Below are 20048 nucleotides of genomic sequence, written 5' to 3'. Positions count from 1 at the left end.
CGCCTGGTTATTCTTCTCTTAGATGCTCTGGACGTTCTTCGACATCCATAAAACCTTCCTGAGAAACAGCTTCTGCCAAAATTTCTGTAACTGTCTTTTCTTTTTTTCCGTCATCTTTCTTGTTGTAACGGGTTGCCATCATGAGTTGGTAAGCTTCGTTGCGTTTCTTTGCGATCTTCTCATAAGCTTCCCACGCCTTCGACACGGCTGGCTGTTTAATTTCGTCACCATGTTCTGAAACGCCGGCGACGATCTCAATAACAGGAGTACCTTCTTTGGCCATAAGTGCTCTGCAGCGTTCGAGCATAATATCTAAACTAATGATTTCGTTTACTAGATTTCTATCAGTAAACGATGATCTATCTAAATCGAAATCCTGAGAATAAGCTACAGCCCTAATTTCTATCTGCGCCGTTTCGACTGGGCAATATTCGCCCTGAGGGGCCAGGTCGTACGGTATTAATTGGCAGGTTTCAGAGTATGGACAAGAATCGGCTTTACAAACTAACGGTATCCTGGCGTACATACCTGTTTTTGTACTCAACATCGTCATAGCAGCACGTTTAGCTTCTAAACCAGCTTCGGAGTGGCCCCATAAATTTTGGCTTACAATCATGTTTTCAAAGTTTTCGCGATTAGTGACCGCTTGAGATTTTTCAGCGGTTGTTATATCTATGGCTTTAACTTCTTCGCATTCATCGCTCATGATTGCTTCCTCCTATCTAGCTTTTTTACACGAAAACCGCCAGCGGTAAAAGTGTAGATAATATCGTCTGATTCAGAACCAAATGCTTCGTGTTTTACCTTAATATTGTTGAGAATAAAACGTTCATTTTCTAGTTGTGTAATCTCCTCGATGTATTCTGCGGACTGGAATACTCCCGAAATTGTAATCTTTGCAGGCTTGCTGAGGTCGTCCAGCTCAGAGCTAAAAGAGAATTTTCCTTCGACAGTTTGCTTGCCATTTATCTTAACAAGAGACATATTTGATTCCTCCCTATATAAAGACTGTCTCTATCAGATATTACTGTCGAAAATGCTTATATCCAAAGATATACAAAAAAAATTAGGTCGGCTCAGCACCGACCTCGATTATTCCTTACATATTTCTTTAAAAGCAAGTAACAGATCCGGATCAAAACTCTTGCCTGAGTGATCAACCAAAAACTTAATAGCTTCCTTGTGCGGAGTCGGTTCTTTATAGCTCCTCCTGGATCTCATTGCGTCGTAAACATCGGCAATAGCAATGATTTTGCCATAATCGCTAATCTCGTTTGCTTTCAATTCATGTGGATAACCACTTCCATCTAAACGCTCATGATGATGTAATGCGCCTATGCACACATCCATCGGAAACCTATATTCTTGAATCATTTCGTAGCTAAACATTGGGTGCTCTTTTATGAATGCCCATTCGAGTTCGTTTGGTTTATTCGGCATCGTCCAGATGTAATGTGGTATTTTGATTTTCCCTATGTCGTGAAGTATCGCAGCTATGCCAAGTTCTTCTAGCTGCTTGTTACTTAATCCGTATTTCTCACCGACAGACATAGAGAGTAAACAAACATTGATGGAGTGATGAAAATGATACGTATCGATTATGTCTAGTTTTCTTGCTATATCTATTGCTAGGTGTTGTACGTCGCGAAAAGATTGTATGATTTTCATTAACATCACCTACCTATCATAACTTGCACGCCTATGTATTACCTCACGCATGAATGTTATTACGTAAGTGCAATATTTTTTAGGATTACTAGTTTTTTGAAGGATATAAATAATTAAGTGCAGAAATAAAGCATAAGCAAATTTTTATAATGGAGTGAAACAGTATATGGCGGTCACTAAAGAAAAAAGAGCAAAAATCATTAGCTTTGGTATACAAAAAGGTGGGGTCGGCAAAACAAGCACATCATGCCTTGTCGCGCACATACTTGCCGAAAAGAAGAAAAAGAAAGTATTACTGATTGATATCGATTCGCAAGGCAACTCGACATTTTTTCTGACTCGCCGCAGCATATATGATTTCGAGCACTATACAACGTTAGAATTAATAGCGGGTGTTAGAGATCCACATGAATGCATCGTTAAGGTCACAGAAAATCTGCACATTTTACCAGCTGAGGATCATTTGAGTGACTTAGAGTTATACGTCTATGTTGATTGGCGCGATGAGAATAGACATCTGTTTGAAAAAGATGTGCACCTCCAAATGCTTAAGAGCAAAATCGAACCGCTAAGAAAAGAATATGATTACATCATTCTGGACTTACCGCCAAGCACAGGATTGGCAACGAGAATGGGATTAGTAGCTAGCGATTATGCGGTTGTCTTAATGTCTTGTGATATGCTTTGCTATGAAGCTGTTAAAAGATACTTCGGATTCTCGAATGGTATTCAAAAGGGATATAATCCAGACCTTAGAATACTCGGCATAGTTCCATCACTATTCAATAGTAGATATGGAATCAATCAAGGATTCTTACAGAAAGCAAACGACGAATATGATGCAATGGTATTTGATGCGACAATTCAAGCAAAGGTTAAGATTCAAGAGTTCGCAGCCGAGGGCATCTCAATGAGAACAAAAAAAGATATGGACGCTCTTGGCCAATATATAGATTTAGTAGAGGAGGTTCTTGCCCGTGTCGACATCTACGAATCGGCAGCCCAAAACAAATAGTAAGTTAGCCAAATTTGCAAACATTGTAGTGCCTGTAGATAAAAATGCGCCAACTATAAGAGATATAGGAGGCAGTCTCAGGCACAGAGAAGATATTGCAAATGAACAATTGAAGACTGTTACTCCTCTTCCTGGAACAGAACTTATTAAAGTCAGACTCGATGAAATTGAGGATGCTCCAGAAGATTGGGATTTTTTTGGTGTTCAGTCAGATGATCATATCATGAACTTAGCTGTATCGTTACTTAATGAAGGACAACTTTCACCAATTATCGTAAGAGGCTACAAGTCTCCAGATAATCCAAAAATCAAATGGCAAGGCTTAGCCGGCCGCACGCGCAGGAGCGCAGCCCAATACTTAGTAGAAGAAGGATACGCAGAATGGCAAGAGGTCTATGCGTTCGCTTATCCGGATGGTAAGTGTGCAGACATAGACGCCCGTCGGATCATCGTACACTCTAATACAGAGCAACGCATATCCATGCCTCCAGAAGTAAAGCTTAAATGCTTCTTGTTCGATTATCTTGATGAACAAAACGCAGACCGCAACCAGAGTGCCGCGGTCCTCACAGAGAAGCTGATGACTAAATACAGCATTAAGAAGTCTCAAGCCTACAACTTCAGACTTATGGGCAAAAAGCTAATACCTAACTTCTTGAAGATGATTCAGGAAGGGAAGCTATCAACAAGGAATGCTTTGCACCTCACTAAAGTAGACAAGAACTTGCAGGAGTATATCTACGACAACTACAAAGACAAATTGGAAGGTAAGAACTTCAAAGACTTTATAGGCAAAAAGAAAGAGCAGCTTGATAAGCTATTTGCCATAATCAATACAGATGGCGGAGTTTCATCTAATTTGAAGATCGTCGACGAGTCAGATAAGGATATAACCTTCACCGTAAAGATATCTAAGAAGGCAGAGGAGAGCTTCCGTAAATCTATGCACAGAATCTATACGAAGTACGGGATACCCTTCCAGCAATAGAATTCCAACCGTTGGAATAATGCCACTCAGCTCAGTAAATACGTGGGGTTTTACCTTTTTCGTTAGAAACTTTCTGACAATTTAATAGCACAAAAATAGGCCACCTAGTATAAAAGCTAGGTGGCCTATTTCTATTTGTAAAAATGCTATAGGGGATTTGAAAATATAAAAAATTTCTGGGGGTACTAGGTATATATATGAGTTTTCTTAACAAAGAATTGGAGCCCCCGGGTATCCAGTTCGATGGCCAGAACTGCGGGTTGCAGCTGAGCCTAAATGGAGGCATATCATGAATATCGTTACTCAAGAGCAAATCATTAAGTTTGAAGTACGTGGATGGAATATTCTCCGCATAGAACAGGGGTCTTATGTGCGCGTATATGCATGCATGGGCACTACTTGTTTACCACTAGGTAGTTATCAAAGAATGGCTGCCTAATAGCTCTATAGAGCACATATAGCACTACTACACTAAAGATAAAGGGGTTGTTTAACTATGTTTGAACAATATGCGGAGGAATTCATCAATGATCTTGAATTTGACTTAGATGATACTGATCATTCCCTTATTGATGAGTTTCTCAAAGAAGAAGAAGACTGATTCTGTATGCGTTGCTTCTGTGGCTTTGCTTATAAGTATAGCCACAGTATGGAGTGCATAGAGCACTACTATTATAGGGCTATGCCCATGGAGGTTCTTATCATGACTAACTTAATTAAGGCTGTAGTAACACTGCTAGTAGTAGGTTATGTAGCCACTGCTGTTGTAGAGGCAGACAGCTATGAACAAGAAAAGGCCGCCCACATAGGGACGACCCATTCTCAGATGATTGTTGATAAAAAGGATTGCCTAGACCGCTAGTCCTTATCTTAATCATCTTTATTACAAGTATGCATTGTTAGGGCAGCTATTAGCGTAGCTGTCTTATAGAGTGCATATCTATGTACTACTCTCTATATAGGAGGTGTTGTATCATGCCGCCAGATTGTTGTAAGTCTGGTAGTGTACAGTACAGTTGTCCAGACGGGACTGTACACTACCAACACGTAACCATAGTATACCACCAGATTACAGCTTTATTGTACCATAGCCCCGATTCTTAATCAATAGGGGTAGTGTATCGGCAGTCCTGTACTGAGCGCCATATAGGGGTTATGCAATATAACCCTTAGTTTAGTTAGTTGTACTTAACAACGACGATATTGCATTAGCAGCAAGATCAGGCGAAATTCGCATTGATTTTGGTGCTTTTTGTTTTGTCCAAAATTCAACTTGTAAAGGGGTAATTATCATGACTAAAACAACTGCAAACCAAAATACTGCTTCCGTTTCTGAAAACAAAAAGGGGGAATTTGTTATGAATGAAAAACTCGAATTGATTGCTGATAAAATGATGGCGCGTTACTATGTTGATAGACGTACAACTTTTGAAGCCTTGCGCCCAGAATTCAATAAGAAAGAGGCCATGGTTAATATCGTGCTTCTGAAAGTCTTCGAATCCCATATAGAAGAGTCTGTTGTGCCTGTTGGCTACAATATAGAGACTCCACATCTGACTATCGAAAACAATGTTCTTGTTAAGTTTGGTAAGGTTGTTCGCATGATTGATCGTTTCTGCCCTGAAATGATTAATGTGGACTTTAGCAAGTTCAATGAAAACGCTGAGATCTTTGGTGATCGCATTTTCATTGTTAATTACAATGGCGGCTTTGCTAGAAAGATCTATGTTGCTAATCTGGATGGTAAGACTGTCTATGATATCAATGAACTCGTAGACGTGGATGCGTCTGTAGTTTATAACGCAGATGGTTCTATTAAAGCTGGCGTATATGCTTACTCTGGCATTGAGGGAGGCCAAGGTGCTAGTGCTAGCCAAATGCGTAAGGGGGCAGTTACACTCTATGCTAACCAAGATCTAACTCATGCTTCAGAGCTTCGTAACATCGCTTCCTATGGAGCAAGTGATATTATCCTCGGTCAAGAGATGACTGCTGATGAAGCCTTTAAGTTTGGTGGCGCTCGTCTTAATCAATACAAGTCTCCAAGCAGCATGCATGATGCCAATGTTAGCAATTTTGCTATTTATTGCGATGAATGGGTCGATGAGTTCGGCAATCCTTGGTATGATGGTGGCAGTTTTGTATCGGCTCGCTTCAAGGCATCTGTTTTCTCTGGCGACAAGTATGTTGTTGCTGAACGTGCCGTGATTGGTACTGCCGACCAGGATCGTCCCTATAACAGCAAGACTCAAGAACTTGCTACTGAACAAGATTTCGTTACTGAGTTTATTAACTTTGGTGGTAACAAAACTATATTCCTTTGCCGCGAAGATGTGACTGCTGATGATCAGAAACACTTCAATATGTTGTTCCGCAAGTCCACTAAGAAACAATCCAAGTTCTTCGGCAAGAATCTAGTTATTACCGACACCCATCATGAAGACTTGTCTAAGATTGATGTATATGCCGATCTGAACGCTGTTAAGATGACACATGATCTTCGTCGTGCATCCGGCTATAACTTATTGGATATGGCTAAAGTAACTGACGAGTATTCTGTTGGAGCTCGTTCTTCCATGCAACCATTACAATCACTGTTCTTTGTTGATCCTGCTGCTGCTAGTGCATGGCTTATGAAGACAGCTATTAACCACATGGATACTGCCCTTGACCAAACTATGAACCAGGATGCTTCTGTTCCTTCACTGGAAGAGTTTAAGAGCTTCTATGCAGCGAATACCGTACAGAAGATTGCTCCAGTGTTCTCAATCGAAAAGTATGCCAAATTGGCTCACACTATTATCGACAATCATATTAAAGGTATGATTCGTGACATCGGTAAATTAAAATTCTATACTGCTGGCGCTCACCTCAAGATTGTTCCTGATATGAGCATGGCTTTCATGAAACGCTTCTTAAAGAAAGGTGAAGTGTTTTCGCCGGCTGCTGAGGAATATTTCATTTCGATAGGCTTAGACAAATCCGAATGGTATATCGCTATGTTTAAATTCCCTAAGATGCATCCATTGGAATACGGTTGCGATCGCGTTGTGTCTTTTGCTGAAATACTTGAACGTATCGAAGCATCTGATCTTGATACCAAGAAGAAATGGTTACTTCGTCGTCTATTTAAGACTTTAAGCTCAGCCGTCATCATGGTGCCTGCTATTGAGATTAACAAGAAGAAGCTAGCTGGTATGGACTATGATGCTGATGCTCTTGAAGCGTACTTCGATCCTGAATTTGTTAACATCCTTCGCAAGAGAGAACCTTTGGCTATTAACATCATTAATGACGCTGCCAAACAAGCTGAAGTTGAACAAAAACCTTTTACTCGCAATGTTGGCTGGAAGGTATTCATTAGCATGATTCGTAATGCTAACAAGTCTGTTGGTGAGATCACAATTATGAATGATATTATTGTTGGTCTACTGATTGGTCTGCTTCAAGATAAGCTTGAACAAGATGCTGCTTATGTTCTTGGGCGTATATTTGAAGGTAGCCATTGCCTCGAAGTATATGAAAGCCCACTCAATACCTATATGGATAAAGAGGGCCATGGTGTAAGTGTTCAAGATATTAGCGATGCTACTACTGAAGATATTGTTGATAGAGCTAAAGCCACTGCTCTTACTAAAGACAATATGATTGCTATACTGTTAGACCTGGCTACTGTTGAGCGTATGCTACAAGAACGTACTATCGATAGTGCTAAGACTCGTGATAAGGTTGTTGTTCCTTACGATATGACTGGTATTCATCTTCTGAGCCGTAGCGATATGGAATTACGCATTCGTTGGGGCAACTACATTGACGAAGAAGATTATGGTGCTATCGATGAATCAGAAGAGATTCAAACTAAGGGAAATGTTAAATTCTTAGTTAATACCAAAGCCGGATTACGTTTTATTCAAGGTGCTAACGGAGAAGAAGAACATTACTATGTAATGGACCAATTCCATGAAGTACGCGCTGAGCTCATGCGTAAACTCTATGCGACTGCTACTAAACTTTCCAAAATTGATCCTAAGTTCACTGATTCTGAAATAGCTGATTTCAAGAAGATTACTGCTAGAGCTGACATTGCTCCTGTCTATGGCGCCATCGTTGAATGCAAGAACATGTACTCTGATATGACTGGTATTATGCGTCGTGAAATCGTTGACAAAAGCAAAGAAGAGATCCGCTTAATCAATGATGAATACAAACGCAACATCGCTGAACTAAGCAACCAGGTTCGTATCCTTACTCCTGGCCTTGATCCTGTTACACGTACCAAACTCTTGATCGAAGCAGGCAGAGAAAGCAATTTTGCATTCACTGTATGCCCGGAAGAGTTCGTACATTATGTGGTTGCAGAACAGGCTGAAATCAATTTCGCAGGTGAAAAGCTTGATCGTTGCGATTTCGAAACAGGTGAGATCGTATCCTTTATTGGTGGTCTTGCGAATGTGAAAGGTAAATTGGCTCGCACCAAAGCTAACCTTACTGGTGAATTCACTATTCGTGAGTATGCTAGTAAAATGTTCGCCACTAAGCTTATTACTGAATTAGTTCCTGTACCGGCTACTAACACTTCCACGATCTTGTTTAAGACTCATGCATCTGAAGCTAAGAATGCAAGAACTATTATAGAGAAACTCAACACTGGTGATGTAATTACTCTAAAACCATTCCAAAACAATGCCGTTATGCTTGAGGGTGAACAAGTATGCAAGTTCCATTGTGCATCCAATAAGGCTATGGCCAACATGTATCGTAATGCTCAAGGTGTTGTTAAGCAAGTTATCTGCGGTGGCACTGTCGGTAATAACAAGAATCTCCGTTCTGTCGTTATCGTAGTCATCGAAAATACTGTTAACCTTGAAGTAACCGAAGCAGAACTCACAGCCAGCAAAAAAGAACGCGAAGCTAAGAGATTACAAGCAAGAAAGGCTGCTAGCAATTCTTTCAAACAATTCATCAAAACATCTGATTCTGTCGCATTTTAATTAATGTGGCTTTTGTTATTTACAGGGGGCGTTACTCAATATGGGTAGCGCCTTATTTTATTTTAAGGAGCGATCGTTATGACTAAGTATGAAATCAGTGGTATCAAGGTCTACCGAAAGACTGACAATAATTCCTCGTTTTGCGAGTTTACTGTAGCCGTATCCAGGAAGCAAGCTGTTAACAATATTAAATCTCGTTTGAAAGGATATGATCTGCGTGATGTATCTATTATACCTATTCAAGAAATGCCAGATAAACCAAAACAACTTAGGCTGGCATTTTAATCCCCTTCGGGGAGATCCGCGCGCAACCTCCTACGGAGTGCCACGAAGGCCAACTCACAGTCCCCGTGTACACATGCGAGACCAGTGCCGTTGCACTAACTAGTGGCATCTCGAAAAAAGATTGCCGCAGGGGGACACGAGCTCGCTGCGCTCGCTTTCTCCACGTGCCTTTTACCGGTAATTAGACTTATACATTAAAAATACGGGTGGCATCGCACGAGCCTGTGTAAGTCTATGTAATACCAGGTTACCAGTTACGAGAATGAGGCTTTTTTCTCCACGTACCTCTTGTTGGTACTTTAGTTGTTCTATTTCCTTCTTTTCTTTTGCATACTTCATAGTTTTAACTTTCGTTACTGCAAAAGAAGCTAGAAGCTATTAAAACAACGGCACATTGCTTTGTGGCGCTTAACTGCATCGCATCGAGAGTGGCGTTGTTCGGTGTCCCGCCCAGTAAGACCTGACTATTAGATAAAGTAGCAGGCTAGGCACGAAAGGAGTCCCTACTATGTTATTACCAAGAAGCTTTAACAGCCGCGTACAAGTTATTACTTCCAATGCTGGTACTGTAGGCAGAATCAGCTACAATCCTAAAGCTCCTGCGAAAATCAATGAAATGCAGGCTGAAATGGAATGCGATAAAGAAGTGGCTGCACTCAGGACTATTGCGTTCTCGCTGAACCAATTCGCTGAAAGTAATTTTACCGGTGAAGTCCTAATCATCTCCTACTCAGGCAAGAGTAAAGAGGGACGTTTGACTGGTCCTATTGTTCGCTGCTGGGAAATGGTTAAACAAGTTAAGGCTGGCGCCGATCCTCGCACTACCATGCTCAAAGACTGGATGTATGAAGATGAAGAGCATGAAGACCTGGTTGTTGCCATCGAGGAGCTTATCGCAGCTTACGAAGCATGTGAAGCCAAAGTTAGCTTTGCACCAATCAAATCAGCTACTGTATGGGAAATCAATGCTCAGGGGCAAGAAATCCCTATCGGTGCCGAGCTTGTGTTTGATGCCATTACCGGTGAAGCTACTACCTTTATTACAAAAGATGAGGAAGGCAATGAAGTAACAACTGACCTCACTGTACCAGTAACTGCAGAAATCAAATTACGTGGTAAATACAAAGTTACTACGTATGCCGGTGATCTGCATGTTGAACGTCCTAACAATAGCAAAGAGATGATTGATGTACTCACTGCTATTGAAAGAGCCAAAGCCCTGATCCCTGAACTCTCCGTCGAAACTGCACAAGTCGTTGCCGGCGAAGATTTCTAATCACAGTAATTTACAGGCTCACGCAGAAATGTGTGGGCCTTTCTCATTTTAAATAAAAAATTGGAGGCTACTAATATGAAAATTGCATTGTCAAAAGAAGAAAGCCAAGCCGTCGAGGATCTAGCCCGCATGTTCGATATTAAAACAAATGACGTTAATGCAACTGTTGTTGTGGACACCTCAAATGGTGATGTACTTGTTAATATAGAACCAGGTTTCGTTGTCGATTATATGGGTCTTATCAAGACAGCAGCCCCCTTACTTAAAAGTGTTTATGGACATGCTGTCAGCACATTCAAAGCTATTGAAAGTATGGGTAAAATGTTTGATCAAAAATGGTCAGGCAAAGTCACCAAAGAGGTGGCATAGCATGAGTTTCACAGTAGTTAGACACAATAGACCTAATCGTTCAGCCACTCATGGTGTTATGGAAAATTCCGGTTTCGGCGCGCTCACTATCTATCGTAAAGATGGCGCTATCATCGATGTGCCTCAAAAACTCATTAACAGCTCTGGGTATGTTAAGTCTGGGTTAGTTAAAGATCTTCATGAATTAACTAAGGAAAACGCTATGTCATTAGCAAAGCGAGGTGTTAAAATCTATATTGGAAAGGCTGAATTACAATGATGAGAGAAGTAGTAATTCGCACAGACGGTAGTTGTCTTAATAATGGTCAACCTGACGCCAGAGGTGGCTGTGCCATCTGTGTCTATGATAAAGGTTCTAACCAAATGATCTATCGCCGCATGTTCAAACCCAATGTCGAAGGTAAGATAACCAACAATCGTTGTGAGGCTATTGCATTTAATGGCGCACTTCAGTTTATTTTAGAAAACAAAGAAGTGAAGGCATTGATACTATCGGACTCAAAGACGACTGTTGATGGGATCATCGGCACAGCTAAACGTAAATCTAATCGTGACCTATGGGAACCAATTGAGAACACTCTGCCTCTGGTTTATGACAGAATTTTAGGTATTGAGCATATACCTACGGAAGAAAACAATGATGCTGATCATTTAGCATTCCAGGCAGCAAATGCGCTGTACATTAATGAAAAGGGAGAGTGGCTCGTATGAGTACACCTGTAATTATACCTGAAGTTCAAATTGACTTCGATACTGTTCATGATGCTAAGACTATGGAGAACTATTGCAAAGTAGAACTTAGTCTTAGTGCTATTGTAATTGATAACCCGCCCATGTTATCTATCTATGATGTTCCTGAATCTGCCCTTAGTTCTATTCGTCGTCGTTGTGCAATAGAAAACTATAGCCGCGGTACCGTTCGTGTAATCAATAAAACTCGTGACGCTATTATTGGTGCCGCTGACTTCGCTGCCTATCGTGTCGTTGCTCCTGTAGCTCAGGCTGGTATCAAAGCAGGCACTGGTATTGTTAAAGTAGCAGCTAAAACAGCATTAGCTACTGGCGCCACTCTAATTGGTTCCACTCTTGAAAATGCACGCCGTACTAAACAAGAGCTGCAAACTGATCCAGAAGTAATCCATGCTAAAGAAGAACTCAGTGGAGCATACAGCTCTGTTAAGAACTTCTTTGGCTTTACCGGTTCTAGCGACAATATACGTGTTGTCACTGGCAACAAATAAGTTTAAAATAGTATTAACTATTTGAAGAGGTGATACTATGACTAAAGAAGACAGAATCATGGCAGAAGGACTTATTAAGATAGCAACCACAACATGTTCGCTCGATGACAAACTCGATGCTATACTATTGGCATTAGCGCACATCATCAAAAATGGAGAGAAACTTGGAAATCAATGATTTCTCCCTATAAGTGGTAGAACTACGGACTCTAATAACAGCAGGGTGCAGACGTGGAGCCGAACCACGCATTTTTAGCCGATGCTGTTAGCCATATCGAAGTAGAGACTGCGGTCTCTCCTTTTGTAGTGTCCTTAAGGGTAACTACTTTAAGGGTGCTACAAAGGGGCTTACAGAGCTTCTCAGTGCTCCACGTTCCTTTATTCCCTTTCTTCTTATTTTCTATTCTATTTGTATCCATTCATTACGCATTCTCATCTAACTTAGTTAAGGAACAGTGCAGGCAGAACTATGAGCTATTAGCTACAAAGCGTCGGCCTATCACTGATTGCTAAACTAAAAAGAAAGAGGTGCGTTCAAGATGTTAATGCATTTAGTTAACAGCGTAATGAGTGACACAGCTATAGAATCAAATACAAGTAAGAATAATGCGGATGCCTTTTGTAATACTACCCATGGTTTAGCTATAGCTCCCAATTACCCTGTAGTTCACAATACCTTCACGAGCGAGCGCCCCTACACCGCACCCTCACCTTCACACGCGAGCGCAGCGAGCGTGGAATGCCAAAAGCGATTAAAAAGAGCGAGAGGCATTCATGTGCCTGCAGATAATACTAGTGTGAGTATATTCTCTATGCAAATAGAATCATACGAACACTTTTCTGCAGCACCTACGGCGAGCGCAGCGAGCCGTATACTTAGTGAGGCTTCAGCCGAACGAATGGATATTTATTCACATTTTCGAGATTCACCCCCTGGTGAATTTGATATGAAAATGCATTATGATAGAATAAATATTCAGGTCTGATTATATGAGCGAGTATCTCTAGATGCGAGCGCAATCTACTAATCAAACACACAAGACATATTGACTATGACTACAGCATGTACACGGCGAGCGTAGCGAGCCGTTAACCCTGGTGTACGTCACCAAAGTCAATCTATGTCGCTAGTATGTCTCTACGAACGTCTAGTGAGGTCTAGGACATGCGAAAAGCGATTTGATAAAATCGCAAAAAAACAAACAATCTCTCTAGGTCTACCTAGTGCTTAAGCGATGCAAACGGAGTCAAAGGGGAGTCGTGAGCAGTAGATTATCGTTTCGTTTTTACTATATCGACTGTCCAGGCCGCTATACCCCCACTCTATAAGCTATAAATCTAGCGTTTATGCTAGAAGTGCGGTATTTGTTAATATATCTCCTAATATTTGTAAACAGACAAGTATAGAGATATTGTTACCGTCACTTTCTTATATTTACACATGCACTGTAAGCTCACGAAATACCCGTAGAGCATCATTAGAATAGTTTATGGGTAAAATGAAGGACATCTATGTATATATCTCGTATAAGTCATTATAGGACAAAATAAGGAGATGTTGGAATGCTACATAGTATTAACGCATCATTAACAGATGAAGAACTTACTGATCGAATTGATGCAGCAAAAAACATGGCAATATTAACTGGAATGGATAATATAGAAGCAGCACATTCGGAATTAATAAGAAAAGACGGTAATGTAGAAGTTAATCGGTATATGAATAACAAATACGATACTTTATACTACATCATATCTGTTAATGGGAAACCTGTAGAAGTACATAGCCGGTACAATGAAAGGGATATGTCTAATAGTTTTGTGGCATTAAGTATTAAGGAGCGATAAATATGTCTGTAGATATACGTTTGCATATAATAACTGAAAATCAAGTTAATAATAAGGCAGAGGCTATTATTCCCATAGCTACATATGATTTTGAAACTTGCAGTAGATTAAAAAATATGGTAAGACAAGCAGAAGTATTTCCTCTGCATTCCAACGTCAAATATAAGGACGAAGTATTGCATGAGGATAAGTACGGCGGAAAGCTTTTCTATTTGCCATGTAAGTCGATCATTGATATTGTATATAGCTTAGAAGAAAATGATAGTGGCTATGACAATATCGATATAGCTAAAGAGATAGAAGATAAATGGCCAGATCATTATGCTGTATTATTCTGGTGTTAAGGAGATTATCATGAATGTAGAAAAATTAATAACTGAATTATTTAAACTGCCTAAAGATGCTTTGGTGACTGTGGATATGGGCGGTATTTATCCTATAACAAAACTAGAAATGCGTAAAAATATGGTTGTACTTGTAGAATCTGATTACGAAATAGATAAGCTTATTGAATACAGTGAAATACCGAAATACGGTAATCATATGACTATTGAAAAGTTTATCGATATTGTTGATCGGGGTGGTATTATGGATGACGATGGCTTTGGTTACTATGCTACGGCTTCCCAAAAATCAGACAAGTACGTAGACTGTGATGTCGATATATTAAACGAAATAAAAGCCGACGGCGTATTTACACACGTAGTATGGTATAACAAATAAGGAGGTAATGTTAACTATGGGTAACATAGCAGACTTAATCATAAAAGGCGTACTTTGTGAACAATGTGGATGTCTAATGGAAGATTTGATTCAGCCAGGTACAAATCAATTAAAAGAAAGCCCGGGATATCCTCGAAGTTGTCCTGATTGTACTCCTTCAAATGAGCTTAATGCAACGGAACAAAATAAAGGATAAATGGACTGGACATTATGCGATACTGTTCTGGTGTTGAAGGAGCTGCCTATATGAATGTGCATCGTCTAAGTAATAAAGAAGTACAAAGGCTTACATATAACTGGAATAGAACAGGTGAGCTAGATAAGCTATGTCCTAAATGTGGTAAGATGATGTATTGGTTAGTTGGTTCAAAATGCTATACGTGTCATACCTATGGATGTAACTATTACCTTGAGCGGATATATCCGGATGAAAAAGTAGTGATACAAGATAGTTCTACACCACCTATCTGGTTAAAGAAAAAATGAGGAGTGATCTAATGATTGTATTACAGATAACTCTATCTACTGGTGCTGTAGTAGCTATTATAGAAAAGGGTATCAACACCGTAGCTGAGTTTAATAAACGATTAGCTAGTGTAGGATGTTATACTGTTACGTTGATAGATAATACAAAGGTTGATTTGCGGCTCGAGAATATCGTAGATATAAAAACAATGAAACCGATAAGGTACAACTACTAGGAAGTACCGAGTATCACAACCGGATATTATAGAATGTAGAAACACCTATTGTGCGGCCGCCCACTTGTAAGTTAGATAAAATCAGGTTATACTATAGCCAAAGAAATGCGTAAGGAGGCGATGGCATGGGAGCAGTAGTAAGGAAAATCGTAGCTAAACCTGTGGAGCATAAATCAATTTCAGGCCAAATTCGAGCTATGGCAAAACGTAATGTAGTAAATGGCGTAATCATGCTTGATCCTAATAACCCTTCTGACAGAGAGTTCTGGGAAGAAGACGAAGCGGGTGACTCTCGCAAATGATTATCGGTGATATCTACACATCAGAATTTAGTTTTGGCGATCCGGTTATAACTAAGGAAAGACCAGTTGTGATTGTCGATATTGACAAAGCTGCTGGTCTTTATTATGTTATGGAAATTACTAGTATTGGTCCGCATGAACCGCCAAAATATCATGACCAATTTAAGGTGCCTATACTTAATTGGAGGTCGGTAGGCCTCAATAAACCATCGTGGACTAAGGTCACAAATGTTCACGAAGTTGATGAAAGTGCATTGTATAATTATAGAGGACATATGAGTAGAAGCGATTCTTTTAAAATAATGAATGTTTTATTAATAATCAATGAACAAAGTTAATGTAGCAGTTACCGTCAATCACTATAAAGATGGTACTATGGAACCATTAGCTATCGAATGGCACGATGGTAGAGTCTTCGAGATTGATAAAATCATTAAATCTTATATCGGTCCAGTCGTGAGAAGTGGTGGGTATGGCCATATATTTATTTGTCGTGTCCGGAATAAGGAAGTATTTTTATATCACGAGGAAATGGACAACAAATGGTATATTGAAACAGATAAGATTAAGGAGTGATGATGCCATTAAAAAACTAGCTTTCTCTGTTGTATTAGAATTAAGTAGTTTGAGCTATTTTTATGATGAAACTATCAAAAGCTGTATTGAGGCTATTTGTTATAAAAATGATTTACAATTAAGCGAACTTGAAAAGCAGTCTTTGTATACTGAGGTAGTAGCAACATTAAGGAATATAGCAGCATTAAGATGTATGAGTGATAACTTTAGTATAGGTCATGCTGTTACCTATGGTTATATTGGAGAAGTAGTTAAGAGTACCGGCTTAAATAACTAACTATTACAGTATGTAGAAGGGTGGTTATTATGCGGCCGCCCCCCAACTAATAATTAAGGAGTTGTTAACGTGAGAATAAAAGTTCCTGAATTTATTTCTATAAGCGTTAAAAGAAGATTTTTTATCATAGTAGCTTGTATTGTATCAATCGTAAGTCTTGGTATCATTAAGGTAGATTTACGAGACGATGAAGGATTCAAGTATAAAACGTATTAAGCTAAGGTCTTAGCGGCCGCCCACTCATATATATCACAATTCAAGAAGAGGTGATATTACGGATTTATTAGAAGTACAAGCTGAACGTCATATTATTATGATGCACATGTTAAGGTCATGGTTAACAAGGCATAACAAGGCTGTTAAGTGTGGTCTTGATATTGCAGGTTTAGGTGAAATTAACTCGTATCCGATATTGTATTCCCGGGAGTATGATATAGTTCAGAGCTATATTGATATTGACAAGAAGATGATTAAGAGATATCCTCATTTAGTGGGCCTTGGTTATAGGATAATAGAATCGATGTATAATGCTATGTGTAGCTCGAATGATCCAAACATTAGTATTGCCCGCGGCCGAAATGTATTGGCTAGTATTATAGTTAAATCTATATCATCGAAATCTAATCCATGTGAGAATTGTTCTAGTAAGCCTGGGCCATGGGCGGGAATGGAAAGTTACTATGATTGTTATATGTGCCAACATATGAATTAGGGAGAAAAATATAATGAGAAATATAACCGTCGTCGATGAAAGCGGAAACAAAATAGATATCGAGCACGAAATTAGCTTCAAGCCGTTTATTCCTAGAATCGGTGAAAGTATTAGTATGGTTCGATATTTAAAAGGTGATCAAGATATTGGCAGGGGCTATTATGAAGTTGTAGATAGAGTTGATAAGTATAGTGTTATAGATGTTGAGCATATTATTTATCCAACTTTTAATAGCTGCACAGCGATAGATGTAAACATAATTGTTAAGTTATTATAATATGCGGCCGCCACTTATATTTTTTGGTAAATAAGTCTTGTGTGGGAGTTTTGTATGATAGATAAAGTGTTAATCGAAAAAGTCCTTTTAGGCATTGCTATTCTGGTAGCAAGTAATTGTGTATATCATATTGTCAGCCCAGAATTCCAGTTCAAGGTAGTTTTTGTCGGCGGCTATATATGCTGTCGTGGCATGGACCTGTGGGAAAAGTCTCAAAGGGAGGCATAATAACATGAGTGATAATGCTCCAAAGATGTTTGTACGCTTTCTCGGTGAACTCAATCCTGGCGTACATGAAGTGAACGAGATCGATTTCGAGAATCGTGAAGTATTCTTCTTGCATGGTGATGGCACTAGAGCAGGAATAGTAGCATCGTTTGATGATGTAGAATTTTTGCCTTGTATCGACTATACGAATTCCGTAGAATTCAAATCAGAAATACCCGTAGTACCTGCCGTTCGATGCGTGAGGGATAATAAGCTCATCGAGATAGAAAACTGTATGGAGTGCAGTCATTGCGTGAATCGTACGCAGATTATTGCTAATGGCGGCCTCAATTACGGCAAAGTATATTGCAAGTATTGGGATAAAGACATAGCTGAAATGCAAAATAAAAAAAGAAGAGAGAGTGGTATTTCACCATGGTACTACAAAGAGACATAGTTGTAGAGAAAATGAAAGAGCGCGGATTTACTGTTTATGCTGCTATGGGCGATACAAAAATACATTTCGTATCTGAACGCATGTATGATTTCAGTTATGAAAGCAGAGTACTCCCAAGGAATCGTGTACCCGTTATTAATGTGGTAGTTAATCTAACCAACGATGAATTCGAATGTACCTTTAATGTGCCTAGCAGTATAAACCAATTAAGGTGCGGTCCGTGTGGTTCAGTTATGAGCGATGATCATTTTGACAATATCGTTGCTAAGTTCGAGTCACATGCTAAATGGTTATCTCGATTAGTAGGATAATTATATAAATAAGGAGAATTAACATGACAGAAAAAGAGCTAGACAAACTAGTCGACGAATTTCAAAAAATTGAGTCGCTATTTGAAAATGGAATTACCATCGGTGAATTTGTTCGATCAAACGGGGAAAGATTCCAGGAACTATTAACAAAGCTAACCGAAGAAGAAAGCCAAGAAACCTATAATTATAACACGGCAACTGTTGCACTTTCAGCATTGAAATCAGGAGTGATTTCAGAGAACGCAAAATTCGAAGGAATCTTCGGTGCTCAAATGTTCGGAGGTACCGCTTATGTTTCTAAGGAATTAGATGAATATGAAAGCGCAGAAGACATGGAAGGTACTATCTTCTTTAAAGATAATGATGTCCTTATTGCTGTGCTTTTTGACGGAGACTCAAACGATTCCATTAAGATCGTTGCAAGCAGTACAGATGTGGTTCTTTGCAATGAAACCGACGAGGGTATTTAGTCTAGATTATTGTTAATACGTTATTAATTAAAGGTTATCTCAATTGGCAGGGTAGGGAGCAATTCTGCATAATACACAAATATGATTACGGGCGGCTGAAAGGAATAATATTATGAAAAAGCAAATCCAAAAGCTAGTCTATATATTATCTACTTGTGACTGTTGGAAGAGTTATTCTTCTATGCAACTGATCGGCGTATTTACTAAGGCCAAACTCTTGTCTGTCATAAAGCAGACTATCGAATCTGGTAATTTTAATTTCAATCGTGATATGGCAGACCTTGATCGTCTCGACATTAGGGATATAAATATCTCGTTAGAATATGGTTTTATTGAGCCGGTTATTATCGATGAATGTAGATTAGGAGTGTGAGTCGTATAACTACCATAGAACATAAAAATGCTTTAGAACTAATAGCTACAAAAATGTTGTTTAATCATCAGAAAATTGTTCTGGTCGGACTAACTTTTAAAGAGACTCGCGATTATGCAAATAAGGTAGTAGACTATATTAAAGAATTTACTGATGGAGCCTTAAGTCCTAGCAGTCATAATCGATCCTATATAGCGTTCCCTAACGGTGGAATTATATATACGCGTTCATTCGGCAGAGGAGATATATCATGCATGGGGCTAATTGGCCACGTATTCTTTATTGAAGCAGATAGATGCAACCAACGTGCAATCGACAGCATAAGCTTATGTGCATACGCCGATCAATATACCGTAACGAACATCAAACTTAATTAAATAGGGGTGAGCTGTAAAATGGTATGGGATGGTTTTTGCCCTGAATGGAAAGATGAAATAAAAGCTACAAGAAATGTGAATGCTCTATTAAACTGTAAGGCACCTGAGAAGGTATGCGAAGTTTGCGGTAAAGAAATAGGTGAACTCGAAGGCTGTTATTTGGTATATACAAAAGGCAACAGAAAATACAGGAATCAACAACTTTTAGTTGACTCTGAAGTTAAGCCTTCTCCATGGACTAAACTAAGCGATAAGCTGCCGCCTTTGGAAACTCCGTTATTAATTAAAAAGGTTAGCGGAGACCATGTAGCTGGCGCTATGGATATTGAGCATCCTTCATTCGAAGAATCATTTAAGCCGTATAATTACTTCTCTGATGAAGAAGGTTGTGAGATCGAATGGGAAGACATAGAATACTGGATGGTCATACCGAAGTTAGAAGGGGAGTGATCAAATAATATGAGTAAGTTCCATCGTAATTACTGCGTGCCTAAAGATTGTGAAACTTGCGACATCAAGGAGACATGCGAGGAGAGGGCCTTATTCAACACAGAAAAACAATGCCCAGACTGTGATGTATGGTTTACTGTTACACGATTATTGT

General features: G+C 39.4%; 30 protein-coding genes. 27 read left to right on the top strand and 3 right to left on the bottom strand.

Annotated elements, in window-relative coordinates; all coding sequences use genetic code 11:
• Nucleotides 1–7: 7 nt before the first annotated feature.
• The 3 genes from ACZ449_RS00630 to ACZ449_RS00620 all read right to left on the bottom strand — a co-directional run bounded on the left by ACZ449_RS00630 (nt 8) and on the right by ACZ449_RS00620 (nt 1668).
• Nucleotides 8–706 carry a hypothetical protein gene (locus tag ACZ449_RS00630; protein WP_464256863.1) on the bottom strand — a complete coding sequence of 233 codons (699 nt, stop codon included), beginning with the start codon at nt 704–706 and terminating at the stop codon, nt 8–10.
• The gene (locus tag ACZ449_RS00625) at nt 703–984 is read right to left on the bottom strand and encodes a hypothetical protein (RefSeq protein ID WP_464256862.1); all 282 of its coding nucleotides are present in this window, start codon (nt 982–984) and stop codon (nt 703–705) included. The genes ACZ449_RS00630 and ACZ449_RS00625 overlap by 4 nt, the downstream gene beginning before the upstream one ends.
• 108 nt (nt 985–1092) lie before the next feature.
• Nucleotides 1093–1668, bottom strand: a complete 576-nt coding sequence (locus ACZ449_RS00620; protein ID WP_464256861.1) for an HD-GYP domain-containing protein — start codon at nt 1666–1668, stop codon at nt 1093–1095.
• 166 nt (nt 1669–1834) lie between these two features.
• Between ACZ449_RS00620 and ACZ449_RS00615 the strand changes: the two genes are divergently transcribed.
• From ACZ449_RS00615 to ACZ449_RS00485, 27 genes are all read left to right on the top strand, one after another.
• A complete protein-coding gene (locus ACZ449_RS00615; protein ID WP_464256860.1) occupies nt 1835–2683 on the top strand; it encodes a ParA family protein in 849 nt (282 codons plus the stop codon).
• A complete protein-coding gene (locus ACZ449_RS00610; protein ID WP_464256859.1) occupies nt 2646–3671 on the top strand; it encodes a hypothetical protein in 1026 nt (341 codons plus the stop codon). The genes ACZ449_RS00615 and ACZ449_RS00610 overlap by 38 nt, the downstream gene beginning before the upstream one ends.
• Before the next feature lie 289 nt (nt 3672–3960).
• Nucleotides 3961–4110, top strand: a complete 150-nt coding sequence (locus tag ACZ449_RS00605) for a hypothetical protein (protein WP_464256858.1) — start codon at nt 3961–3963, stop codon at nt 4108–4110.
• A 264-nt stretch (nt 4111–4374) separates the two neighbouring features.
• Nucleotides 4375–4533, top strand: coding sequence for a hypothetical protein (locus ACZ449_RS00600; protein ID WP_464256857.1), 159 nt, complete (start codon nt 4375–4377; stop codon nt 4531–4533).
• 430 nt (nt 4534–4963) lie between these two features.
• On the top strand, nt 4964–8662 hold the full coding sequence (locus ACZ449_RS00595) for a hypothetical protein (RefSeq protein WP_464256856.1): 3699 nt from the start codon (nt 4964–4966) through the stop codon (nt 8660–8662).
• Between the two features lie 78 nt (nt 8663–8740).
• Complete coding sequence (locus ACZ449_RS00590) at nt 8741–8947, top strand: hypothetical protein (protein WP_464256855.1); 207 nt, start codon at nt 8741–8743, stop codon at nt 8945–8947.
• A 508-nt stretch (nt 8948–9455) separates the two neighbouring features.
• Complete coding sequence (locus ACZ449_RS00585) at nt 9456–10223, top strand: hypothetical protein (protein WP_464256854.1); 768 nt, start codon at nt 9456–9458, stop codon at nt 10221–10223.
• Between the two features lie 75 nt (nt 10224–10298).
• Complete coding sequence (locus tag ACZ449_RS00580) at nt 10299–10592, top strand: hypothetical protein (RefSeq protein ID WP_464256853.1); 294 nt, start codon at nt 10299–10301, stop codon at nt 10590–10592.
• 1 nt (nt 10593) lies between these two features.
• Complete coding sequence (locus ACZ449_RS00575) at nt 10594–10851, top strand: hypothetical protein (protein ID WP_464256852.1); 258 nt, start codon at nt 10594–10596, stop codon at nt 10849–10851.
• Complete coding sequence (locus ACZ449_RS00570) at nt 10851–11303, top strand: RNase H family protein (protein ID WP_464256851.1); 453 nt, start codon at nt 10851–10853, stop codon at nt 11301–11303. The genes ACZ449_RS00575 and ACZ449_RS00570 overlap by 1 nt, the downstream gene beginning before the upstream one ends.
• Nucleotides 11300–11833: a hypothetical protein gene (locus ACZ449_RS00565; RefSeq protein ID WP_464256850.1), complete on the top strand. Its 534-nt coding sequence runs from the start codon at nt 11300–11302 to the stop codon at nt 11831–11833. The genes ACZ449_RS00570 and ACZ449_RS00565 overlap by 4 nt, the downstream gene beginning before the upstream one ends.
• A 37-nt stretch (nt 11834–11870) precedes the next feature.
• Entirely contained in the window at nt 11871–12011 is a 141-nt protein-coding gene (locus ACZ449_RS00560) for a hypothetical protein (protein ID WP_464256849.1), read from the top strand.
• Between the two features lie 1385 nt (nt 12012–13396).
• Nucleotides 13397–13681 carry a hypothetical protein gene (locus tag ACZ449_RS00555; RefSeq protein WP_464256848.1) on the top strand — a complete coding sequence of 95 codons (285 nt, stop codon included), beginning with the start codon at nt 13397–13399 and terminating at the stop codon, nt 13679–13681.
• Nucleotides 13682–13683: 2 nt separating this feature from the next.
• Nucleotides 13684–14025, top strand: coding sequence for a hypothetical protein (locus ACZ449_RS00550; RefSeq protein WP_464256847.1), 342 nt, complete (start codon nt 13684–13686; stop codon nt 14023–14025).
• A gap of 10 nt (nt 14026–14035) precedes the next feature.
• The gene (locus ACZ449_RS00545; protein ID WP_464256846.1) at nt 14036–14404 is read left to right on the top strand and encodes a hypothetical protein; all 369 of its coding nucleotides are present in this window, start codon (nt 14036–14038) and stop codon (nt 14402–14404) included.
• Nucleotides 14405–14420: 16 nt separating this feature from the next.
• The gene (locus tag ACZ449_RS00540; RefSeq protein ID WP_464256845.1) at nt 14421–14600 is read left to right on the top strand and encodes a hypothetical protein; all 180 of its coding nucleotides are present in this window, start codon (nt 14421–14423) and stop codon (nt 14598–14600) included.
• 14 nt (nt 14601–14614) lie between these two features.
• Nucleotides 14615–14890, top strand: a complete 276-nt coding sequence (locus ACZ449_RS00535; RefSeq protein WP_464256844.1) for a hypothetical protein — start codon at nt 14615–14617, stop codon at nt 14888–14890.
• Between the two features lie 11 nt (nt 14891–14901).
• Nucleotides 14902–15105, top strand: coding sequence for a hypothetical protein (locus ACZ449_RS00530; RefSeq protein WP_464256843.1), 204 nt, complete (start codon nt 14902–14904; stop codon nt 15103–15105).
• Between the two features lie 125 nt (nt 15106–15230).
• A complete protein-coding gene (locus ACZ449_RS00525) occupies nt 15231–15407 on the top strand; it encodes a hypothetical protein (RefSeq protein WP_464256842.1) in 177 nt (58 codons plus the stop codon).
• A complete protein-coding gene (locus ACZ449_RS00520; RefSeq protein WP_464256841.1) occupies nt 15404–15745 on the top strand; it encodes a type II toxin-antitoxin system PemK/MazF family toxin in 342 nt (113 codons plus the stop codon). Before ACZ449_RS00525 ends, ACZ449_RS00520 begins: the two co-directional genes overlap by 4 nt.
• A 134-nt stretch (nt 15746–15879) precedes the next feature.
• Nucleotides 15880–16260 (top strand): hypothetical protein, encoded by a 381-nt coding sequence (locus ACZ449_RS00515; RefSeq protein WP_464256840.1) that lies wholly within the window; start codon nt 15880–15882, stop codon nt 16258–16260.
• A gap of 725 nt (nt 16261–16985) precedes the next feature.
• Nucleotides 16986–17249, top strand: a complete 264-nt coding sequence (locus ACZ449_RS00510) for a hypothetical protein (protein WP_464256839.1) — start codon at nt 16986–16988, stop codon at nt 17247–17249.
• Nucleotides 17250–17303: 54 nt separating this feature from the next.
• Nucleotides 17304–17477 (top strand): hypothetical protein, encoded by a 174-nt coding sequence (locus ACZ449_RS00505; RefSeq protein WP_464256838.1) that lies wholly within the window; start codon nt 17304–17306, stop codon nt 17475–17477.
• A 4-nt stretch (nt 17478–17481) separates the two neighbouring features.
• Nucleotides 17482–17913 (top strand): hypothetical protein, encoded by a 432-nt coding sequence (locus ACZ449_RS00500; protein WP_464256837.1) that lies wholly within the window; start codon nt 17482–17484, stop codon nt 17911–17913.
• A gap of 334 nt (nt 17914–18247) precedes the next feature.
• On the top strand, nt 18248–18694 hold the full coding sequence (locus tag ACZ449_RS00495) for a hypothetical protein (RefSeq protein ID WP_464256836.1): 447 nt from the start codon (nt 18248–18250) through the stop codon (nt 18692–18694).
• A gap of 181 nt (nt 18695–18875) precedes the next feature.
• Entirely contained in the window at nt 18876–19067 is a 192-nt protein-coding gene (locus ACZ449_RS00490) for a hypothetical protein (RefSeq protein WP_464256835.1), read from the top strand.
• Nucleotides 19068–19462: 395 nt separating this feature from the next.
• Nucleotides 19463–19894 (top strand): hypothetical protein, encoded by a 432-nt coding sequence (locus ACZ449_RS00485; RefSeq protein WP_464256834.1) that lies wholly within the window; start codon nt 19463–19465, stop codon nt 19892–19894.
• Nucleotides 19895–20048: the final 154 nt, after the last annotated feature.

This window comes from Desulfosporomusa polytropa (genome assembly GCF_055380075.1).
The sequence above is the reverse complement of the archived record's forward strand: the minus strand, read 5'-3'. Positions and strand labels throughout refer to the sequence as shown.

Coding starts and splice junctions, on each gene's coding strand:
- ACZ449_RS00630 (WP_464256863.1), bottom strand. CDS start 706: ATGAGCGATGAATGCGAAGAAGTTAAAGCCATAGATATAACAACCGCT.
- ACZ449_RS00625 (WP_464256862.1), bottom strand. CDS start 984: ATGTCTCTTGTTAAGATAAATGGCAAGCAAACTGTCGAAGGAAAATTC.
- ACZ449_RS00620 (WP_464256861.1), bottom strand. CDS start 1,668: ATGAAAATCATACAATCTTTTCGCGACGTACAACACCTAGCAATAGAT.
- ACZ449_RS00615 (WP_464256860.1), top strand. CDS start 1,835: ATGGCGGTCACTAAAGAAAAAAGAGCAAAAATCATTAGCTTTGGTATA.
- ACZ449_RS00605 (WP_464256858.1), top strand. CDS start 3,961: ATGAATATCGTTACTCAAGAGCAAATCATTAAGTTTGAAGTACGTGGA.
- ACZ449_RS00600 (WP_464256857.1), top strand. CDS start 4,375: ATGACTAACTTAATTAAGGCTGTAGTAACACTGCTAGTAGTAGGTTAT.
- ACZ449_RS00595 (WP_464256856.1), top strand. CDS start 4,964: ATGACTAAAACAACTGCAAACCAAAATACTGCTTCCGTTTCTGAAAAC.
- ACZ449_RS00590 (WP_464256855.1), top strand. CDS start 8,741: ATGACTAAGTATGAAATCAGTGGTATCAAGGTCTACCGAAAGACTGAC.
- ACZ449_RS00585 (WP_464256854.1), top strand. CDS start 9,456: ATGTTATTACCAAGAAGCTTTAACAGCCGCGTACAAGTTATTACTTCC.
- ACZ449_RS00580 (WP_464256853.1), top strand. CDS start 10,299: ATGAAAATTGCATTGTCAAAAGAAGAAAGCCAAGCCGTCGAGGATCTA.
- ACZ449_RS00575 (WP_464256852.1), top strand. CDS start 10,594: ATGAGTTTCACAGTAGTTAGACACAATAGACCTAATCGTTCAGCCACT.
- ACZ449_RS00570 (WP_464256851.1), top strand. CDS start 10,851: ATGAGAGAAGTAGTAATTCGCACAGACGGTAGTTGTCTTAATAATGGT.
- ACZ449_RS00565 (WP_464256850.1), top strand. CDS start 11,300: ATGAGTACACCTGTAATTATACCTGAAGTTCAAATTGACTTCGATACT.
- ACZ449_RS00560 (WP_464256849.1), top strand. CDS start 11,871: ATGACTAAAGAAGACAGAATCATGGCAGAAGGACTTATTAAGATAGCA.
- ACZ449_RS00555 (WP_464256848.1), top strand. CDS start 13,397: ATGCTACATAGTATTAACGCATCATTAACAGATGAAGAACTTACTGAT.
- ACZ449_RS00550 (WP_464256847.1), top strand. CDS start 13,684: ATGTCTGTAGATATACGTTTGCATATAATAACTGAAAATCAAGTTAAT.
- ACZ449_RS00545 (WP_464256846.1), top strand. CDS start 14,036: ATGAATGTAGAAAAATTAATAACTGAATTATTTAAACTGCCTAAAGAT.
- ACZ449_RS00540 (WP_464256845.1), top strand. CDS start 14,421: ATGGGTAACATAGCAGACTTAATCATAAAAGGCGTACTTTGTGAACAA.
- ACZ449_RS00535 (WP_464256844.1), top strand. CDS start 14,615: ATGCGATACTGTTCTGGTGTTGAAGGAGCTGCCTATATGAATGTGCAT.
- ACZ449_RS00530 (WP_464256843.1), top strand. CDS start 14,902: ATGATTGTATTACAGATAACTCTATCTACTGGTGCTGTAGTAGCTATT.
- ACZ449_RS00525 (WP_464256842.1), top strand. CDS start 15,231: ATGGGAGCAGTAGTAAGGAAAATCGTAGCTAAACCTGTGGAGCATAAA.
- ACZ449_RS00520 (WP_464256841.1), top strand. CDS start 15,404: ATGATTATCGGTGATATCTACACATCAGAATTTAGTTTTGGCGATCCG.
- ACZ449_RS00515 (WP_464256840.1), top strand. CDS start 15,880: ATGGCCATATATTTATTTGTCGTGTCCGGAATAAGGAAGTATTTTTAT.
- ACZ449_RS00510 (WP_464256839.1), top strand. CDS start 16,986: ATGAGAAATATAACCGTCGTCGATGAAAGCGGAAACAAAATAGATATC.
- ACZ449_RS00505 (WP_464256838.1), top strand. CDS start 17,304: ATGATAGATAAAGTGTTAATCGAAAAAGTCCTTTTAGGCATTGCTATT.
- ACZ449_RS00500 (WP_464256837.1), top strand. CDS start 17,482: ATGAGTGATAATGCTCCAAAGATGTTTGTACGCTTTCTCGGTGAACTC.
- ACZ449_RS00495 (WP_464256836.1), top strand. CDS start 18,248: ATGACAGAAAAAGAGCTAGACAAACTAGTCGACGAATTTCAAAAAATT.
- ACZ449_RS00490 (WP_464256835.1), top strand. CDS start 18,876: ATGCAACTGATCGGCGTATTTACTAAGGCCAAACTCTTGTCTGTCATA.
- ACZ449_RS00485 (WP_464256834.1), top strand. CDS start 19,463: ATGGTATGGGATGGTTTTTGCCCTGAATGGAAAGATGAAATAAAAGCT.